This is a genomic window from Corallococcus sp. EGB (assembly GCF_019968905.1).
GTDB lineage: Bacteria > Myxococcota > Myxococcia > Myxococcales > Myxococcaceae > Corallococcus.
Window position 1 is genome coordinate 8283696 of the sequence record NZ_CP079946.1, and the last position, 18290, is coordinate 8301985.

15 protein-coding genes are annotated in these 18290 nt (G+C 70.5%); 5 read left to right on the forward strand and 10 right to left on the reverse strand.

Features of this window, described 5'->3' with window-relative positions:
* Nucleotides 1-28 precede the first annotated feature (28 nt).
* The 5 genes from KYK13_RS33770 (at nucleotide 29) to KYK13_RS33790 (ending at nucleotide 5902) form a co-directional block, all read left to right on the forward strand.
* Complete coding sequence (locus KYK13_RS33770) at nucleotides 29-1066, forward strand: 6-phosphofructokinase (RefSeq protein ID WP_223638276.1); 1038 nt, start codon at nucleotides 29-31, stop codon at nucleotides 1064-1066.
* Nucleotides 1067-1169: 103 nt separating this feature from the next.
* Nucleotides 1170-2804 carry a long-chain fatty acid--CoA ligase gene (locus KYK13_RS33775; RefSeq protein ID WP_223638279.1) on the forward strand — a complete coding sequence of 545 codons (1635 nt, stop codon included), beginning with the start codon at nucleotides 1170-1172 and terminating at the stop codon, nucleotides 2802-2804.
* Nucleotides 2805-2890: 86 nt separating this feature from the next.
* Nucleotides 2891-3427 carry an FHA domain-containing protein gene (locus KYK13_RS33780; protein ID WP_223638282.1) on the forward strand — a complete coding sequence of 179 codons (537 nt, stop codon included), beginning with the start codon at nucleotides 2891-2893 and terminating at the stop codon, nucleotides 3425-3427.
* Between the two features lie 144 nt (nucleotides 3428-3571).
* Nucleotides 3572-4744, forward strand: a complete 1173-nt coding sequence (locus KYK13_RS33785) for a metallophosphoesterase (protein ID WP_223638285.1) — start codon at nucleotides 3572-3574, stop codon at nucleotides 4742-4744.
* A 135-nt stretch (nucleotides 4745-4879) separates the two neighbouring features.
* A complete protein-coding gene (locus tag KYK13_RS33790; RefSeq protein WP_223638288.1) occupies nucleotides 4880-5902 on the forward strand; it encodes a hypothetical protein in 1023 nt (340 codons plus the stop codon).
* A 71-nt stretch (nucleotides 5903-5973) separates the two neighbouring features.
* On the opposite strand, the gene KYK13_RS33795 is transcribed toward KYK13_RS33790, so the two are convergent.
* The 10 genes from KYK13_RS33795 to KYK13_RS33840 all read right to left on the reverse strand — a co-directional run bounded on the left by KYK13_RS33795 (nucleotide 5974) and on the right by KYK13_RS33840 (nucleotide 18244).
* Nucleotides 5974-9168 carry a tetratricopeptide repeat protein gene (locus KYK13_RS33795; protein ID WP_223638291.1) on the reverse strand — a complete coding sequence of 1065 codons (3195 nt, stop codon included), beginning with the start codon at nucleotides 9166-9168 and terminating at the stop codon, nucleotides 5974-5976.
* 104 nt (nucleotides 9169-9272) lie between these two features.
* The gene (locus KYK13_RS33800; protein WP_223638295.1) at nucleotides 9273-9917 is read right to left on the reverse strand and encodes a class II aldolase/adducin family protein; all 645 of its coding nucleotides are present in this window, start codon (nucleotides 9915-9917) and stop codon (nucleotides 9273-9275) included.
* Complete coding sequence (gene mtnA, locus KYK13_RS33805) at nucleotides 9914-11029, reverse strand: S-methyl-5-thioribose-1-phosphate isomerase (RefSeq protein ID WP_223638298.1); 1116 nt, start codon at nucleotides 11027-11029, stop codon at nucleotides 9914-9916. The genes KYK13_RS33800 and mtnA overlap by 4 nt, the downstream gene beginning before the upstream one ends.
* 25 nt (nucleotides 11030-11054) lie before the next feature.
* Complete coding sequence (locus KYK13_RS33810; protein WP_223638301.1) at nucleotides 11055-11939, reverse strand: S-methyl-5'-thioadenosine phosphorylase; 885 nt, start codon at nucleotides 11937-11939, stop codon at nucleotides 11055-11057.
* Between the two features lie 43 nt (nucleotides 11940-11982).
* Nucleotides 11983-12684 carry an acireductone synthase gene (gene mtnC, locus KYK13_RS33815; protein ID WP_223638304.1) on the reverse strand — a complete coding sequence of 234 codons (702 nt, stop codon included), beginning with the start codon at nucleotides 12682-12684 and terminating at the stop codon, nucleotides 11983-11985.
* A complete protein-coding gene (locus tag KYK13_RS33820; RefSeq protein WP_223638307.1) occupies nucleotides 12681-13226 on the reverse strand; it encodes an acireductone dioxygenase in 546 nt (181 codons plus the stop codon). Before KYK13_RS33820 ends, mtnC begins: the two co-directional genes overlap by 4 nt.
* Nucleotides 13223-13852: a methylthioribulose 1-phosphate dehydratase gene (locus KYK13_RS33825; RefSeq protein WP_223638312.1), complete on the reverse strand. Its 630-nt coding sequence runs from the start codon at nucleotides 13850-13852 to the stop codon at nucleotides 13223-13225. Before KYK13_RS33825 ends, KYK13_RS33820 begins: the two co-directional genes overlap by 4 nt.
* A gap of 123 nt (nucleotides 13853-13975) precedes the next feature.
* Nucleotides 13976-14788: an alpha/beta hydrolase gene (locus KYK13_RS33830; RefSeq protein ID WP_370645209.1), complete on the reverse strand. Its 813-nt coding sequence runs from the start codon at nucleotides 14786-14788 to the stop codon at nucleotides 13976-13978.
* A 601-nt stretch (nucleotides 14789-15389) separates the two neighbouring features.
* Nucleotides 15390-16628, reverse strand: a complete 1239-nt coding sequence (locus KYK13_RS33835) for a DUF1501 domain-containing protein (RefSeq protein WP_223638315.1) — start codon at nucleotides 16626-16628, stop codon at nucleotides 15390-15392.
* Nucleotides 16625-18244, reverse strand: coding sequence for a DUF1800 domain-containing protein (locus KYK13_RS33840; RefSeq protein WP_223638318.1), 1620 nt, complete (start codon nucleotides 18242-18244; stop codon nucleotides 16625-16627). The genes KYK13_RS33835 and KYK13_RS33840 overlap by 4 nt, the downstream gene beginning before the upstream one ends.
* Nucleotides 18245-18290: the final 46 nt, after the last annotated feature.

Here is an 18290-nt window from a genome sequence, read left to right on the forward strand (position 1 = left end):
GAGGCGGGGTCGCGCTAGAACCGGAGACATGAAAGTCGCCGTGCTCACCGGCGGGGGTGATTGCCCCGGCCTCAATGCGGTCATCCGCGCCATCGTCCGCCGTGCCAGCGAGCACGGCATCGAGATGATGGGCCTGCGTGATGGGTGGAAGGGCTTGCTGGACGACAACCACTTCCGCCTCACGCGGGAGACCACCTCCGGCATCCTCCACCGGGGTGGCACCATCCTGGGCACCTCGCGCGTCAACCCGTTCAAGGTGGAGAACGGCCTGGAGCGCGTGAAGCGCGCCGTGGAACGCAATGGCATCCACGCCGTCATCGCCATTGGCGGCGAGGGCACCCTGTCCGCCGCCACGCGCATGTCCCAGGAGGGACTGCGCATCGTCGGCGTGCCGAAGACCATCGACAACGACCTCAACGGCACGGACTTCACCTTCGGCTTCGACACCGCCGTCGCCATCGCGACGGAGGCCGTGGACCGGCTGCACTCCACCGCCGAGTCCCACAAGCGCGTCATCGTGTGCGAGGTGATGGGCCGCCACGTCGGCTGGATTGCCACCTACGCGGGCATCGCGGGCGGCGCGGACGTCATCCTCGTGCCGGAGAAGCCCGCGGACCTGGAGGCTGTCGCGCAGCACCTCCAGCGGCGGCACGCGTCCGGGCGCTCCTTCTCCATCGTGGTGGTGGCCGAGGGCACGCGCATCAAGCTGTCCGCGGACCAGAACGAGCAGCTGGTCACCACCGGCGCCCTGGATGAAGCGGGCCGTCCGCGCCTGGGCGGCGTGGGCAACATCGTCGCGGCGGAGATTGAACGGCGCACCGGCTTCGAGACGCGCGTCTCCGTGCTGGGCCACATCCAGCGCGGCGGCGCCCCCACGGCGCACGACCGGGTGCTCGCCACCCGGTACGGAGTGCATGCGTGCGACATGGTGGCCCGCGGCGAGTTCGGCAAGATGGCCGCCCTGCGCGGCAACGACATCGTCAGCGAGCACCTGGCCGAGGCCACCCGCGAGCTCAAGCGCGTCCCCGAGGAGTTCTTCAAGGTCGCCGAGGTTTTCTTCGGCTGACAATGACGTAGTGCGCCATGCGTGCCCGCACCACGACTGGCGGGCATGGCGCCGCGCATCCGGTAGCATCCGGCCCTCCCCCTCTCCCGAAGGGATGGTGTCGATGCTCCCCGGTCGCATGATGGACTTCCCGCTCACCCTGACGCACTTCCTGGAGCGGGCGCGCTCCTACTACGCCGCGCAGGAGATCGTCAGCCGCAAGCCGGACAAGTCCCTGCACCGCTACACGTACGCGGACTTCCACCAGCGCGTGTGCCGGCTGGCGAACGCGCTCACGCGGCTGGGGGTGAAGGCGGGGGACCGGGTGGCGTCGCTGAGCTGGAACCACCACCAGCACCTGGAGGTGTACTTCGGGGTGCCGGCGATGGGCGCGGTGATGCACACGCTCAACCTGCGGCTGCACCCCAACGACCTGGGCTACATCGCGCGCCACGCCGAGGACACGGTGTTGGTGGTGGACCGCTCGCTGCTGCCGTTGGTGGAGAAGTTCGAGAAGTCCGCCGGCTGCATCCAGCACGTCATCGTCATCCCGGACGACGGGCCGGTGCCGGAGGGGCGGCTGGACTACGAGAAGCTGCTCGCGGCGGAGTCGCCCACGTTCGACTTCCCCTGCCTGGATGAGAACAGCGCGGCGATGCTCTGCTACACGTCCGGCACGACGGGCAACCCGAAGGGCGTGCTCTTCAGCCACCGCTCCATCGTGTTGCACACGCTGGTGTGCTGCCTGCCGGAGGTGCTGGGGCTGAAGGAATCCGATTCCGTGCTGGCGGTGGTGCCCATGTTCCACGCGGCGGCGTGGGGCCTGCCGTTCGACGCGCTGCTCACGGGCGCGAAGCAGGTGCTGCCCGGACCGCACCTGGATCCGCAGTCGCTCCTGGAGCTGATGCAGAACGAGAAGATCACCGTGGCCGGCGGCGTGCCCACCATCTGGCTGGGCATCCTGGCGCAGCTGGACCGCGAGCCGGGCAAGTGGGACCTGAGCACCATGCGGCACATGGTGATTGGCGGCTCCGCGGCGCCGCCAGCGCTGATTGACGGCTTCCGCAAGCGCCACGGGCAGAACGTGCTGCACGCGTGGGGCATGACGGAGATGAACCCGGTGGGCACGCTCGCGCGGCTCAAGGGGGACCTGCGCTCGGCGTCGCCGGAGGCGCAGCTGGACGCGTATGCGTCACAGGGCTACTCGGTGCCGTTCGTGGAGACGCGCCACGTGAGCGACAGCGGGGAGATCCTTCCCTGGGACGGCAAGGCCATGGGCGAGCTGGAGGTGCGCGGGCCCATGGTGGCGGCGTCGTACTACGGCGACGAGGGCAAGGACCGGTTCACGAAGGACGGCTGGTTCAAGACGGGCGACGTGGTGACCATCGACCCGGCGGGCTACCTGCACATCACCGACCGCAGCAAGGACGTCATCAAGTCCGGCGGCGAGTGGATCAGCTCCGTGGCGATTGAGAACGCGCTGATGGCGCACCCGTCCGTGCTGGAGGCGGCGGTGTTCGCGGGGCGCCATCCGAAGTGGGACGAGCGGCCGCTGGCGGCGGTGGTGTTCAAGCCGGGGCAGCAGGCGACGAAGGAGGAGCTGACGGCGCACCTGGAGAAGCAGTTCGCGAAGTGGTGGCTGCCGGATGACTTCCTCTTCGTGCCCCAGATTCCGCGCACGTCCACGGGGAAGTTCCTGAAGATGAAGCTGCGGGAGGACTTCGGGGACCACCTGCTGAAGGCGCCTGTCGCGTCCTGAAGTGGTTGGAAGGACCGCCGGACACCCGACACTGGGAGTCCGGCGGCTCGCGCCGGGGCGGAGCTGGGGATAACCTGGGGGTCGTGATGCCATCCGTCCAACAGCTCCGCCCGTTCGCGTTCGCGCCCGTGCAGGCGTTCCTGCAAGCCTCCGGACCGGTGGTGCTGATCCAACAGCCGCCGGAGCCGGTGTTCCAGCAGGTGGCCCTGAGGCTGGCGGAGGCGCGCACGGTGGGGATGGCGCACCGGTCGCGGCTGGTGGACCGGCTGCTCGTCATGCTCCAGGCCTTTGATTCGCTGGAGGTCCACTTCCTGGGGCCCGAGCGGGACGGGCAGGAGCTGAAGGTGGGACGCATCGAGGGGTGCGCGCTGATGGTGCACGACCCTTCCGTGTCGAAGCAGCACGCGGTGCTGCGCTGGCACGCGGCGCAGGGGACGTGCTCCGTGCAGGACTTGAAGTCCATGAACGGCACCTGGCTGAACGCCGCGGAGCTGGGCGAAGGCGAGGTGCGGATGCTCGCGGACGGGGACGCGCTGGCCTTCGGCGACGCGCAGTTCCTGTACCTGCGCGCGGAGACGCTGCACTCGCACCTGCGGCTCGCGAGCCCGGGTGGAGGGATGTGACGCCCCGGAGGGGAGCTCTCATTCCCCGCCATCCCATGTCCGGCCCCATGGAGCCAGGGAGGCGAGCGGCCCGGTGACGGGAGACAGCGCGCGGTCAGGGGGTCCGTTATCCTCGGGGCTCCTCACACCGAGAGTTCGCACATCATGGGAAGGCTGCTGGTCCTGCTGTTCGTCTACCTGGGCGCGTACCTCGTGCTGCGCAGGATGGTGCCCGCGCTCACGCGGGGCTGGCGCCATGGCGTGCTGCTGGGCCTCTCCGTCTTCGCGTTCGCGGCCTGGACGGTGCCCGCGGTCACCGGCTACGGCCTGCACCACACGCCTCCGGCCCTCGTGCCGGTGAAGCTGTTCGCCGTGGTGTGGAGCATCGCCGCGCTGCTGGTGATGCTGATGGCCCCGCCGTTCCTCTTCCTCAAGGTGCGCGCGGAACGCAGGCAGAAGGCCGCGCCTGCGGGCGTGGACCTGGGGCGCCGGGACCTGCTGGTGAAGGCCGGACAGGCCATGCCCGTCTTCGCCATGGGCGCCAGCGCGGTGGGCGTCGTGAGCGGCAGCCTGGGCTTCACCGTGCGCGAGGTGGAGGTGAAGCTGCGCGGCCTTCCCGCGGCGCTCGACGGCTTCCGCATCGGGCAGATCACCGACGTGCACGTGGGGCCCTTCATCTCTCCCGAATACCTGCGCGGCGCCGTGGACGTCATGAACACCGCCGGCGTGGACCTCCAGGTGATGACCGGGGACCTCATCGACGACGTGAATCAGCTTGACGAGACGATGGCCGCCCTCGCCTCCACGACGGCCCGGCACGGCATGCTCGCGGTGCTCGGCAACCATGAGCACTGGCGCGGGCTCGACGAGGTCCTGGGCGGCTACGCGCAGCTGGCCGAGCGCGGCGCCCCGGTCCGGCTGCTGGTGGATGAAGCCCACGTGCTGGAGCACGGCGGCCAGCGCGTGCGCGTGGTGGGCGTGGACTTCCCCATGTCCGGTGCCAGCCGCGCCGGGCGCGACCGCAAGTGGCAGCGCTCCGCGGAGAAGTCCTTCACGGAGGTGCATCCGGACGACGTGGTGCTCTGCCTCTCCCACCACCCGGACTTCTTCCCCTACGCCGCCGAGCGCGGCGCGCGCCTGACGCTCTCGGGCCACACCCACGGCGGGCAGGTGGCCTTCCTGGGGGTGCCCCTGTTCGGCTTCGCCTTCAAGCACATGCTGGGCCGCTACCGCTTCCGCGACCACCACCTCTACGTCTCCGGCGGCACGGGGCACTGGCTCCCCTTCCGCATCGGCGTCCCACCCGAGGTCACGCTGCTCACGCTGCGCAGCGTCTGAAACAACTCGACGCGTGCGGACTTCCGCCAACGCACCCCGCCAGAAGACTCACACCCATCCGCCTTGTTTCACAGGTTTTACATGGAACATGTTTTATAGTAGTTAAAACGTGTTTTCCATGAAGGGGGCGGATTAATGGGAAGCATGAAGCAGTGGGCCTGCGTCGCGGGTGTGTTCTCGCTGTTGGCCGTGGGCTGTGGTCCGGAGGACTCGCCGTGGAATGACCCCACGAGCGGGCTCCAGGAGCTGGACAGCTGCAAGGGCGACAACAAGCTGCCGGATGGCGGCAAGTACTTCGTCAACAACGACTGGGGAGACATGGGGGTGCAGGACCAGGGGGGCTACACCGGCATCGACACCAGCAACCCCAATGACAAGGGCGTCATCGACGCGGAGAAGAAGGCCGCGGCGGCGCTGGATGGTGGCGGCTGTATCTACGGCGCGCACGGAGGAAACCCCGCCGCCTGCGGAGGCCAGACGTCGGTGCAGGGGCTGCCCAACGACACGAGCCAGACCATCTTCCACGGTGAGTACCACCCGGAATGCGGTGGCAAGCCGCTCATCCTGAGCGTCTGCTACTCGGGCGCGAAGGGGACGAACGGATATCAGCCCATCGCCTCGGTCATCAGCGGGAACTACAACGTCCCGCCGGACAAGATCATCGCGTGCACGGGCTCGGTGAGCCCGGGCGTCCCGATGCGGTGCTTCGGCACCCTCGTGGACGGCAACGGCAAGCCCATTGGCGACCAGAAGGTGGGCGGCGTGGACTTCGTGCAGGTCCGTGGCGAGCCGGGGCCCAATGACATCGTCCGGTGCAAGCAGGACGACTCGTGCCCGGTGTGCACGCCGGACGGGGGCGTGGATGCCGGCACCGACGCGGGCACGGATGGCGGCGTCCGTCCGGACGCAGGCACCGACGCGGGCACGGACGGCGGCGTCCGTCCGGATGCGGGCACCGACGCGGGCACCGTGGATGCGGGCACGGACGGCGGCGTCCGTCCGGATGCGGGCATTGACGCGGGCACCGTGGACGCGGGCACGGACGGCGGCGTCCGTCCGGATGCGGGCACCGACGCGGGGTCCCCGCCGTTCGACGCGGGCGTCATCATCCGCGACGCGGGCATCATCACCGTCAACGCGCGCCCCGCCGCGCGTTAGCGACCCGGCTCCCGCGCCCCCCGGAGCGGACCTCGGGGTGCGCGGCCACGGGCCCATGGCTGACGCCCCTTTCACAGGCCTGTCTCGAGCAGCCGCAGCGGCAGGTCCCGGCCCATGGCGATGAAGGGCGCCCAGTAGTGCGGATGGGGCTGGGCGCTCCTCAGCTCCCGCATCGCTTCCCGCAGCGCCGTGGCCAGGCCTTCGCCCCCGAGCAGGTGGCGATAGTAGGTCTCCATCAACGTGCGCGTGGTCGCGTCGTCCACCTTCCACAGGCTCATCACCACCGTCTCCGCGCCCGCCACCAGGAAGGCGCGGCGCAGACCGTAGACGCCTTGTCCGCGGCGCACGGCGCCCCGGCCCGTGTCGCAGGCGGACAGCACCACCAGCTGCGTGCCCCACAGGTCCAGCCCCGCCAGCTCCAGCGCCGTCACCAGCGCGCTGTCGGAAGCGCTCGCCTTCGCCGTCTCGCCCGCGAGGAGCAGGCCGGAGCGCAGCAGCGGATCCGGCGGACGCGCCGCCTGAGGATCCTCGCCCAGCGCCCCGAAGGTCGCGACGGCCCGCGCGCTCTCGGGCGCGGCGGCGTCCTCCAGGAAGAAGCCGTGGGTCGCCAGGTGCAGGATGCCCGGCGTGCTCAGGTGCAGCAGCCGCTCCTTCGTCGCCTTCGGCCCGAGGAACAGCTGCGCCTGCGGGAACAGCCGCTGGATGGCCTCCGCCTCCTCGCGTGAGCCCGGCAACGGAACCGGCGCCCAGTCTCGCGCCACCAGGTCCTCGCGCCGAGCCGACGGTGAGCGCTCCGCCACCACGGGCGCGCTCCCCGTGGAGGCCTTCAGCCCCGTGTTGAAGGCCGGATCCGCCAGCACCACCACCGAGGACGCGGGCCTCGGTTGCCGCGGGCGCGGCAGCAGGTCCTTTCCGGAGGTGACGTAGGTGAAGTCGTAGCGGTCCACCAGGTACTGCTGCCCATCGTGCAACGCCGCGAAGGGCACCAGCGCCAGCTCACCATCCGGCGAGAGGAAGAGGCGGCGCGCCTTCCCCAACACCGGGAGCAGCGGCTGGAAGGCGAGCCGGTAGAGCGTGTGCGCGGTGTCCTCGAAGGCGGCGTCCCTGCGGGCCAGCGCGTCCCGCAGGCTGGAGGCCGCGGCCTCGATGGGCGCGGCGGGCCCCAGGTCCACCGCGCGGATGTCCCCGCCGGGCTGGAGCACCAATGCCAGACACCGGAGCCGGGCCGTGCCCGTCCCCGGCACGAGGGGCCGGTCCTCGTAGGTGATGAACTCCACGAGGGCGCCGTCCGCGGGCAGGGCCTCGGCGACACGTTCGACGATGTCCTCGGGCGAGGGCAGCGCGGCCAACGCCCGCAGCGGGGCGGAACGGCTGGCGAGCGTCGCCTCCAGCGCGTCGCCTTGCGCGGTCAGCGCCGTGAGCTGCCCCTGATACGCGGACGGCGTCAGCGCGCCGGGCCCGTGGAGCGACAGACTGGCCAGCTGGGTGCGCAGCTTGCGCAGCTGCTCGAAGGTGCCGCGCTCCTCCGCGCCCAGGCTCCGGTAGACCGCGCGGGAGATGTCCGCCGTCTCCTCCACCGAGCGGCCCTTGAGCAGCAGCGCGGCGCTCAGGGCCAGCCGCCGGACGTCCTCGGAGTCCGGATGCGCGCGCGCGAGCGCGTAGAGCTGCTCCTCGTCCGCGCGCAGGTGCTGGAGGAAGCTGGCCAGCCGCGCCTCGGAGAACTCGAGCGCCTCGCGGCGCAGACGCCGCTCGGAGACCCCGAACGCCCGCGTGAACAGGGGCACCGCGTCGTTCAGACGGTGCTGCGCCAGGCGAAGCAGCGCCAGGTTGTTGAGCGACGCCGCGAGGTCCGGATGGTTCCGCCCCAGCACGGCCTCCCGGATGGCCAGCGCCCGCTCGTAGAGCGGCTCCGCCTGGCGGTACTTCCCCTGGTCCCGGTAGAGATTGGCCAGGTTGTTGAGCGACCCGGCGACGTCCGGATGGTTCTGGCCGAGCACCTCCTCCCAGAGGGCCAGCGCCCGCGCGTAGAGCGGCTCCGCCTGGCGGTACTTCCCCTGCTTCCGGTAGAGCGTGGCCAGGTTGTTGAGCGAAGCGGCGACGTGCGGATGGTGCGAGCCGAACGTCTTCTCCCAGAGGGCCAGCGCCCGCGCGTAGAGCGGCTCCGCCCGGTCGTACCTTCCCTGCGCCTGGTAGAGCGTGGCCAGGTTGTTGAGCGCGGCGGCCAGGTCCGAAGGGCTGCCGTCCGTCACCACCTCCCGGATGGCGAGGGCTCGCGCGTAGAGCGGCTCCGCGCGGTCATACAGCCCCTGGTCCTGATAGAGATTGGCCAGGTTGTTGAGCGAGTCCGCGACCAGCGGATGCTTCTTGCCCAGCGCCTCCTCCCGGATGGAGAGCGCGCGCAGGCCCAGCGGCTCCGCGCGGCCGTACTGGCCCTGGTCCTGGTAGAGCGTGGCCAGCGTGTCGAGCGAGTCCGCGACCAGCGGATCCTCCTTGCCCAGCGCCGACTCGCGCAGGGCGAGCGCCCGCACGTAGAGCGGCTCCGCCCGGCTGTAGAGCCCCTGTTCCCGGTAGAGCAGCGCCAGGTTGTTGAGCGACTCCGCCACGGTGAGGTGGTGCTTGCCGAGCACCATCTCCCGCAAATCCAACGCGCGCGCGTAGAGCGGCTCCGCCCGGCTGTAGAGCCCCTGCTGCTGATAGAGATTGGCCAGGTTGTTGAGGGACTCGGCGTAGGCGGACTGGTTCTCGTTGAGGGTCGCCTCCTGGCTGGCGAACGCGCCCATGCGGCGGCGCTTGTCCATGCTGAACAGGTTGTTCGTCCGGCGGGACAACGCGTGACCGTGGTCGTAGTAGCCCCCGGCCTGCCGGTCCGTCTCCATCATGGGCGAGGCGGCGAAGCCGAGCAGCCGGGCCACCGTGACGGCCTTCACCGCGTCGTCGTTCACCACCGCTTCCCGGATGGCCAGCGCGCGCTCATGGAGCACGCCGGCCCGGGCGAAGTCCCCCTGGAGCCGGTACAGCTCCCCCAGCAGGTTCAGGCAATAGGCCACCTCCGGATGCGAGCCCCCGAGCGCGGCCTCCCGCAGCGCCAGCGCGTGCTCGCCGGGCGCCATGGCCTCGGCGTAACGGCCCTCGTCGTAGAGCGTCACGGCCTGCTCATAGGCCTGGAGCGCCTCCATCAGCCGAGGGTCCGCGGGCTCCCGCCCCGACGGCATGAGCGAGGCACACCCCAGTGCCATCATCACCATGCACCCGAGAACCCACCGCATACCGACTCCTCCTGGGGACCGGGACGACCTCCCCGGGTCCCCCCTTGCCGACTTAGAGGCTGGGACCCGGAGAATCATGCAGGAACGTGTACGCGGAGCGATTCCTACTGCCCATAGCCCCGGAATTGCCGGAACACGCGCTCCATCTCCGCGTCATCCAGCACCACGGGCTCGCCAAGCTGGAGCGCGCGCCAGTACATGGCCGCCAGCGTCTCCACCTCCACCGCCAGCTTCCAGGCCGAGGCCAGGTCCGCGCCCACGGCGACCATGCCGTGGTTGGCCAACAGGCACGCCTTGCGGCCCTCCAGGGCCACCATCATGTTGCGCGCCAACTCCGGCGTGCCGAACGTCGCGTACTCCGCGCACCGCACGTCCGTGCCGCCCGCCGCGGACACCATGTAGTGGAAGGCGGGGATGCCCCGGCGCAGGCACGCCAGCGTGGTGCTGAACATGCTGTGCGCGTGCAGCACCGCGCCCACCTCCGGCCGGGCCTGGAGGAGGTCCCGGTGCAGCTGCCACTCGGTGGACGGCTTGCGGTGGCCCTCGTGCGAGCCGTCGAAGCGCATGAGGACCAGGTCCTCCGGCGTCATCGTCTCGTAGTTCATGCCGGACGGCGTGAGGAGGAAGCCGCCGTCCACCCGCTGGCTCAGGTTGCCGGACGTGCCCTGGTTCAGCCCGGACGTGTTCATCCGCCGCGCGGTGGCCACCATCGCCTCGCGCAATGCCTGGTGGCCCCCCACCCCGCTCACTTCGCCGGGCTCCGCTGCGCGCGCCGCTCCGGGAAGAGCGACAGCATCCCCTCCTCCGTCGCCGGGCACACGCCGCGCTCCGTGACGAGCGCCGTGACCAGCCGCGCGGGCGTCACGTCGAACGCGAAGTTCGCGGCGGGGCTCCCCGGAGGCGTAATGCGCACCGTGGCGATGTCCCCCGACGGCAGCCGGCCCGTCACGTCGCTGAGCTCCGCGCCGTCGCGCTGTTCGATGGGAATCTCCCTCACACCGTCCTGGAGGGTCCAGTCGATGGTGGGCGACGGCAGCGCCACGTAGAACGGCACGCCGTTGTCCTTCGCGGCCAGCGCCTTCAGGTACGTGCCAATCTTGTTCGCCACGTCCCCGCGCGCGGTCGTGCGGTCCGTGCCGACGATGCACAGGTCCACCTCGCCGTGCTGCATGAGGTGGCCGCCGACGTTGTCCGCGATGACCGTGTGCGGGACGCCGTGCTGTCCCAGCTCCCACGCCGTCAGCACCGCGCCCTGGTTGCGGGGGCGCGTCTCATCCACCCAGACATGCAGGGGGATGCCCGCGTCGTGCGCCAGGTACATGGGCGCCAGCGCCGTGCCCCAGTCCACCGTGGCCAGCCAGCCGGCGTTGCAGTGCGTGAGCACGTTGAGCCGCCCCTTGCGGCCCTTCTTGTCCCACGCCTCCTGGAAGAGCTTCAGCGCGTGCTCGCCGATGGCGCGGTTGATGGCCACGTCCTCGTCGCACAGCGCCGCCGCCTGCCGGTAGGCCGCGGCCACGCGCTCGGACGGCTTCAGCGGCGCGAGCACCTGGCGCATCCCGTCCAGCGCCCAGTGCAGGTTCACCGCCGTGGGCCGCGTGGCGCGGAGCATGGTCAGCGCCTGCTCCAGCGCGCCGTCGGACGCGTCCTGCCGCATGGCCAGGCACACGCCATACGCCGCCGTGGCGCCGATGAGCGGCGCGCCCCGCACCAGCATGCTGCGGATGGCATGCCCCGCTTCGTCCGCCGTGGACAGCTTCACCTTCACGAACGCGTGCGGCAGGCGCGTCTGGTCGATGACGCCGACGCTCCAGCCGTCGGGCTCGACCCAGATGGAGCGCATCGGAACGCCTTGGACTTTCATCGCCGTGTCTTCCTTGTTCGGCCGCTCAGCGCTTGAGGACGCGGCCCGCCACCGCGGAGAGCTTCTCCACCATGGCCGGGTCGCGCGCGTCGGGCGGGGTCATGATGGCGTGCTCCAGCGCCGTCTGGCAGCCGGCGTGGCACGGGGTGGAGTGCTGGGCCACGAGCGGCGCGATGTTCTTCACCAGCCCGCGCGCCTTGCCCGCGTTGCCCAGCAGCACCGCGACGACCTGGTCCACCGTCACCGCGTCGTGGTCCGGATGCCAGCAGTCGTAGTCCGTGACCATCGACACGCTCGCGTAGCAGATCTCCGCCTCCCGGGCGAGCTTGGCCTCCGGCATGTTGGTCATGCCAATCACGTCGCAGCCCCACTGCCGGTACAGCTTGCTCTCCGCCAGCGTGGAGAACTGCGGGCCCTCCATCACCAGGTACGTGCCGCCGCGCACGACCTTGATGTCCAGGCCCTCGCACGCGGACATCACCGCGTCGCCCAGGCGCGAGCACACCGGCTTCGCCATGGACACGTGCGCCACCAACCCCTGCGAGAAGAAGCTCTTCACGCGCGCGAAGGTGCGGTCCACGAACTGATCCACCACCACGAAGGTGCCCGGCGGCAGGTCCTCCCGCAGGCTGCCCACCGCGGAGACGGAGAGGATGTCCGTCACGCCGCTGCGCTTGAGCGCGTCGATGTTGGCGCGGAAGTTCAGCTCCGACGGCGGAATCTTGTGCCCGCGACCGTGGCGCGGCAGGAACACCACCGGCTGGTCGCCGATGCGGCCGAAGCAGAACTCGTCCGACGTCTCGCCGAACGGCGATGACACCCGGCGCCACGTGACATCCGTCAGGCCGTCAATCTGATACAGGCCGCTGCCGCCGATGATGCCCAGCACGGGCTTGTTGGAACTCGACATGGGGGAGGCTCCGCTCCGGGAAAGCTCGGGATGAAGGATCAATTCAAGACACGCGCGCGAGCGGGTCGAGCGACGTGAAGTCGTGGAACACCGGGTGCCCGTGGCCGGGCGGCAGGGCCACCTCGCCCCGGTCCAGCGCCGCGGTGCGGAAGCCGGCCTGCTTCGCGGCGTCCAGCTCCGCCACGTTGTCGGAGAGGAACAGGATGTCGCCGGGCGCAAGCTCCAGCGCCCGGGCAATCTTCGTGTACGACGCTGGCTCCACCTTGGGCCCGGTGGTGGTGTCGAAGTAGCCGGAGAACACCGGCGTCAGGTCGCCCTCCACGCTGTAGCCAAAAATCAGCTTCTGCGCGGCGATGCTGCCGGACGAATAGACATACAGCCGCAGCCCCTTCGCGTGCCACTCGCGCAGGGCCCGGGCCGCGTCCGCGTGGACGTGGCCCTTGAGCTCGCCGCGCGCGTAGCCGTCCGCCCAGATGAGCCCCTGGAGCGCCTTGAGCGGCGTGGCCTTGCGGTCCTCGTCCAGCCAGCGCTGGAGCAGCGCGACGGTGCCCACGTCGTCCAGCGCCGGCTCGCCCGCGAGCGTGCGGGCGTCCGACAGACACTGGCGCACGGTGGCATCCTGGCCGTGCGTGGCGACGTACTCCGCCAGGTGCTTCCGGGCGAAGGGGAAGAGCACGTCCTTCACGAAGGCGATGGAGCTGGTGGTGCCTTCGATGTCCGTGACGACCGCCTGGGGGGCACTCACGGCGCGTACTTCGGGAAGCGCTCGGCGATGGTCTCGCCGGTGAAGTGGCCCACCCAGCCGTCCGGGCGGATGAAGAAGCGGATGGCCGCGAACCGGGGCTTCTCGCCCATGTCGAACCAGTGCTTCATGCCCTCTGGAACGCTGATGAGGTCGCCGCGCGTGCACTCCACCTGGAAGACCTTGTCGCCGGCGTGCAGGTAGAAGCAGCCGCTGCCCTCCACCATGATGCGCGACTCGTCCTCCGTGTGCTTGTGCTCGGAGAGGAACTTCTGGCGGGCGGCCTCCACGTTGGGGGCGTCCGGCTTGATGCGCGCCACGTCCACGGTGTTGTAGCCGTGGGCCTTCATCTCCGCGTCCACGATGTGCTTGTAGGCCGCGAGCACCTCCTCCTGGCCCGCGCCCTCCGGCAGGTCCACGGACGCATCCACGCGCTCGAAGCGCACGCCAACGGGCTTCAGCTCGCGGCGGATGTCCTCGGGGTGGGTGTAGACGCCCAACGGCGTCTCCGGCTGGTGGTCGTTGTAGACAATCAGCTTGCTCATCGCCGCACCTTCATCTTCTCGAGTTCGTACGTCAGCAGGTGTTCCAGCGCCACCACGTGGCGGCGGGCCTCGGCCATGCTCCGGCCCCAGGTGTACAGCCCGTGGCCGGCAATGAGATACGCGACCAGGTCCGTGCGCTTCGCGAGCATCGCGGTCACCTTGTCCGCGAGCCGGGGGATGTCCTGGTCATTGGGGAAGATGGGGATGGACACCGCCACCTCGTGCGTGCGGGTGTCGCCCAGGGCCTTGAGCAATTCGAAGTCCTGGAGCACCAGCTCCCCTTCGGAGAGCCGCAGGTTCGACAGGAGCGCGGCCACCACGGAGTGCGTGTGCAGCACGGCCTGCGCCTCCGGGCGGTCCCGGTACAGCTGCAGGTGCAGGGGCGTCTCCGCGGACGAGCCCCTGGGTGGCGGCGCGTGGATGTCCGCCACCAGGATGTCCGCCTCCACCAGCTCGCCCTTGTCCACGCCGGAGCGGGTGACCGCGGCGGTGCGCGCATCCAGCCTGCGGGAGAAGTTGCCGCTGGTGGCGGGCACGAAGTTGCGCACGCTGAGGAAGCGGCCCACTTCGACGATTTCACGGGCCGCTTCGGACAACGTCGCGGCGGGGACCGGTTCGATGCTCATCCATCCCTCGAGGGAGCTTGAGGACGCGATGAAACATCGCGTTGATGACACGGAGCATAATCCGGGGGTCGCCGGTAGGCGCAAGGGAACGCAACGCAGGACGTCATGCGTCCTCCCGGTTCCTCAGGTCCCGTCGAGCGCGAACGTGGCCATCCGCGCGAGCGCCTCCTGGCCGTTCCGCTCCAGCACGTCGTTGTGGTGGGCGCCGGGCACGGTCACCACCCGGGCGTGCGGGAAGCGCTGGCCCAGCGTGCGGCCCATCTCCACGGGGACCACCTCGTCCTCCTCGCCGTGGAGGATGAGGACGGGGATGGGGATGTCCCGGGCCTTGTCGAGCGACTGGAAGCGGTCGCGCATCAGCAGCGACGCGGGCAGGAAGGGCACGATGCGCTGGCCCATGGCGACCATGGATGTGTAAGGGGCCACCAGCACCATGCGCGCGCCATATCCGCGCTGGGCCATCTCCACGGCGACGCCGGTGCCCAGGCTGCGTCCGCTGAGCACGATGTCCTCCGGCTTCACGCCCTGGTCGCGCAGGAACTGGAGCGCGGCCTCCGCGGACGCGTAGAGCCCCGCCTCCGAAGGACTGCCCGGTGAAGCGCCGTAGCCGGGGTACTCCACCGCGAGGAAGCCCAGGCCCGCGTCACCCAGCGCCTGGCCCAGCTCCCGCTGCCACAGGAGCTGCTCTCCGTTGCCGTGGAAGTGCACCACCGTGGGAGCCCCCGGCGGCGCGGGCAGGTAGAAGCGGTCCACGTTGAGGCCGCTCGCCAGCGGCACCACGCCGAAGCCGGGCTGGTCGCGCAGGTTCGCGGGCTCCGTGTGGGGCGCGGGGTAGATGAGCGAGCGCTGCGCGGCGAAGAGGACCGCGCACAGCGCGAGGTACAGCATGCCGACGAGGAGGAGGAAGGCCATGAGGAAGCGGCGGGAGCGTTGCACGCCGCCAGTCCACCACACCGGGTACTGATGGGGCGACAACCGGGCGTTGCAGGGGGAAGAACGTGAGCCGGGGCCAGCTCGGAGCGCCGCACGAGGCCGCAACGTCATCGTTGACGCCTGCGCCATCGAGGCAAGCACGCTTCACGCCAGCAAAGGTCCCGGCGCGCGAAGGATGCATCTGCATCCCGCTTCTTCCAGGCGCTCCCAATCCCCGGAACCGAATCCAGTCCTCACGGATGAGAAGGTGAGAACCCCACGGGGCCTCCCGGCGGCGCACCTCGCGAACCTGTCCGACTGTCCGACAAGTTGGGAGGAACACGGCGGAGGGACTCCGCCCCATCCCCCCGCGAAACCTGTCCGACTGTCGGACAAGTTGGGAGAACACGGCGGAGGGACTCCGCCCCATCGCCCCCGCGAAACCTGTCCGACTGTCGGACAAGTTCGAAAACAGCGGCCGGGAGCGGGACGGGTCCATCCACGCAGCGGAAACCTGTCCGACTGTCGGACAGGTTTTGGGAATTTGTTTCGGGCTGGGGTCCGCGTGGAGGCTCGGCGCTTGGAACGCAGCGGACTTCAGCCCTGTGAATGGCGCACGTGGGGCTCAGGTGAACATCCCGAGGGCCCCGTTCTCCTGATAGCCGGGGAACACCTTCGCGAGGGTCACTCCGGGGCGCCAGGCTCGCAGGGCTTCGGACAAGGGGGCGCGGATGTCGGTCCAGGAGGGCACGTCGCGGCCGTCCTGGAGGCGCTCCACCGTGAGCGCGTCGAAGCGGCCGTGCACGCCGCCCTTCACTCCGCCGCCCAACGCGAACATCACGCCGCCCACGCCGTGGTCCGTGCCCTGGTTGCCGTTCTCCTTCACGGTGCGGCCGAACTCCGTCATCACCAGCACCGTCACGGTGTCGAGCTTCGGCCCCAGGTCCGCCGTGAACGCGGCCAGCGCGTTGCCCAGCTCCTCGCAGCGCTTCGCGAACACGCCCTGCGTGACGCCCTGGGCGACGTGCGTGTCCCAGCCGCCCATCTCCGTCGCCGCGACCTCCAGGCCCACGTCGCCCTTGATGAGGCGCGCGATGTCCTGGAGACGGCGGGCCAGTGGCGTCCCCGGGTACGTCACGCCGGGCGACACGGGCAGCTTCGCGAGGCGCGCGCCATCCAGCTTCGACATGGCTTCAAAGGCGTCCGCGCCCGCGCCCTTCAGGGCTTGATCCACCGCGCCGGCATAGAGCGCGGAGAAGCCCTGGCGTGCGCCCCCATGCTGGCGTCCGGTGCGCAGCCGGAAGTCCTCCAGCCGGCCCATGGCGATGGCTCCCGCGCTGCCATAGAGCGCACGGGGGAGCGTGGGTTGCAGCGCCACGGCGCGCAGGGGTGCGTCGTCCTTCGCGTCCGCCAGCGCTCGGTTGAGCCAGCCGTCCGCGGTGGACTTGCGGCCCGGCGTGCCGGACTCCAGGAAGTCCTGCGCGTCGAAGTGCGAGCGCGGCGCGACGGACAGGCCCACGCCGGGGAGCACCGCGAGCCTTCCCTCCGACCACAGCGGCATCAGCGCGCCGAGCGACGGGTGCAGGCCGAAGGTTCCCTTGAGCTTGAGCGCGGCGTGGTCTCCCTGGAACTTGAGCGCCAGCGTGGGCCGTGCGCGCTGATAGGCGTCGTCCTCCACGGGTGGCACCAGGGACAGGCCATCCGCGCCTCCGCGCAGGAAGACCGTGACCAGTGCGCGGCGGGCGGGCGTATCGCTGGGACTCGCGGCCCAGGCTCGGGCGAGGAAGGACGGTGCCAGCACGAGGCCCGCGCCGGTCACGCCCAGTGCCTGGAGGAGCTGCCTGCGGGAGGGGCGTGTCGTCATTGTTTCTGGAACTCCGGCGAGCCGAGCAGCAGCCCCGCGATGAGTGGCACGTCCACGGGTGGCGCTTCGTCCACGGCGCCCGCGGCTTCGCGCTTCTCCGCCAGCGCCGCGAGGATGGTGGCCCGTGTCTCCTCCGACGGCTTCGTCCCCAGCAGCGCCTGCCCCAGGCCGTCCACCCACTCCACCGCCGTGGGCGCCTGCCTCGGTGCGAACGCGTCCACTGACACACGCGCTCCGGGCAGCCGGCCGCCCACGAGGTCCAGGCCGAAGTTGAGCCTCGCCACCAACGCTCCGCTGTTCACCCACGGCTCGGCCACCTCCGGGAAGCCCGTGGGCGCGGGGGCCCGGTAGAGCGGCTCGCCCATCAAGGCCAGATGGCGCAGGAGCCGGGGCGTCACCTCCACCTGCGCGTTCGTCGCCCGCAGCGCGGACACCACGTACTCGAACGGCGTCTTCACCTTCCCGGCCCGCACTTCCGGCGACTGGAACTCCGGCGACTGGAACAGCGCGCGATACACCGCGCGCAGGTCTCCCTTCGTGTCGAGGAACACCTTCGCCACCCGGTCCACCAACTCTGGCGCGGGGTCGTCCGCGACGAAGCGCTGCGCGAGCTTCAGCGCCACGTGGTGCGCTGTCGCGGGGTGGTTCGCCAGCAGGTCCAGCACCCGCTCCCCGTCCCTCTCCCCTCCCCCCGTGGGAATCGCCTGCCCCAGCACCACCTTCGCATCGGTGTCGTGCGCCACCTTGCGGAAGACGAACGCGGGCTCCTTTCGCGGCTGGCGGATGCTCCAGCCCGTGAAGCAGCGCGCGACCTCGCGCACGTCGTCCTGCGTGTAGCCGCCGTCCACGCCCAGCGTGTGCAGCTCCAGCAGCTCGCGCGCGTAGTTCTCGTTGAGGCCCAGCTTCGGCTTCGCGTCTTCTTCGTCCTCCGCGTCCTCCATCATCGCGGCCTGGCGACGGAAGCGGCGCGGGTGGCGCAGCTCCTCCTGGCTCAACCCCTCACGCGTGCTGCGCCAGTTGTCCAGGTAGAAGAGCATCGCCGGGTGGTGCGCCGTCGCGCCCAGCAGCTCCCGGAAGGTGCCGAAGACGTGCGGCCGGATGGCGTCGCGCTCGTAGGACGTGGCCAGCCACCTCACTGCGCCTTTGTCCTCGGAGACGTTGAAGTGGTTGAACCAGAAGTCGACCAGCACCTCCTCCAACTGGCGCGGACTCTCCACCGCGCGCAGCACCCGGGCGGAGGAGCGCTCGAAGACGACGCGCGCCGGGCCCCGCTCGCGCTTCTCCTCTGCGGGCATCTCCGGCGGCGGCCTCGGGTAGTCCTCCACGAGCTGCGCCATGGACATTCCCAGCGTGGGGAACGCCTGGAGCTTCGCCTCCAGACCGGATGGCAGCGGGGCACCGGACGCGGGCTGGAGCTGGGCCTCCACCCACCCGTCCACGCCCAGCCGCTTCATCTCCGCCAGGTCCCTCCCCGAGGGCCCATACGCCAGCCGCTGAAGCACGTGCACCGCGCGCGCCTCGTCGAAGGGCGCGGGCGCCCCAGGTGCCGTGAGCTGCGACCGGGACGCACACGACAGGCACACGGCCACCAGGGGCCAGACAGGGAGGGCGCGCATGGTGATGCATTGAACCCCGGACGCGCCCGGAAGTTACTTGGCGACT

Coding starts and splice junctions, on each gene's coding strand:
- KYK13_RS33770 (WP_223638276.1), top strand. CDS start 29: ATGAAAGTCGCCGTGCTCACCGGCGGGGGTGATTGCCCCGGCCTCAAT.
- KYK13_RS33775 (WP_223638279.1), top strand. CDS start 1,170: ATGCTCCCCGGTCGCATGATGGACTTCCCGCTCACCCTGACGCACTTC.
- KYK13_RS33780 (WP_223638282.1), top strand. CDS start 2,891: ATGCCATCCGTCCAACAGCTCCGCCCGTTCGCGTTCGCGCCCGTGCAG.
- KYK13_RS33785 (WP_223638285.1), top strand. CDS start 3,572: ATGGGAAGGCTGCTGGTCCTGCTGTTCGTCTACCTGGGCGCGTACCTC.
- KYK13_RS33790 (WP_223638288.1), top strand. CDS start 4,880: ATGGGAAGCATGAAGCAGTGGGCCTGCGTCGCGGGTGTGTTCTCGCTG.
- KYK13_RS33795 (WP_223638291.1), bottom strand. CDS start 9,168: ATGCGGTGGGTTCTCGGGTGCATGGTGATGATGGCACTGGGGTGTGCC.
- mtnA (WP_223638298.1), bottom strand. CDS start 11,029: ATGAAAGTCCAAGGCGTTCCGATGCGCTCCATCTGGGTCGAGCCCGAC.
- KYK13_RS33810 (WP_223638301.1), bottom strand. CDS start 11,939: ATGTCGAGTTCCAACAAGCCCGTGCTGGGCATCATCGGCGGCAGCGGC.
- KYK13_RS33820 (WP_223638307.1), bottom strand. CDS start 13,226: ATGAGCAAGCTGATTGTCTACAACGACCACCAGCCGGAGACGCCGTTG.
- KYK13_RS33825 (WP_223638312.1), bottom strand. CDS start 13,852: ATGAGCATCGAACCGGTCCCCGCCGCGACGTTGTCCGAAGCGGCCCGT.
- KYK13_RS33835 (WP_223638315.1), bottom strand. CDS start 16,628: ATGACGACACGCCCCTCCCGCAGGCAGCTCCTCCAGGCACTGGGCGTG.
- KYK13_RS33840 (WP_223638318.1), bottom strand. CDS start 18,244: ATGCGCGCCCTCCCTGTCTGGCCCCTGGTGGCCGTGTGCCTGTCGTGT.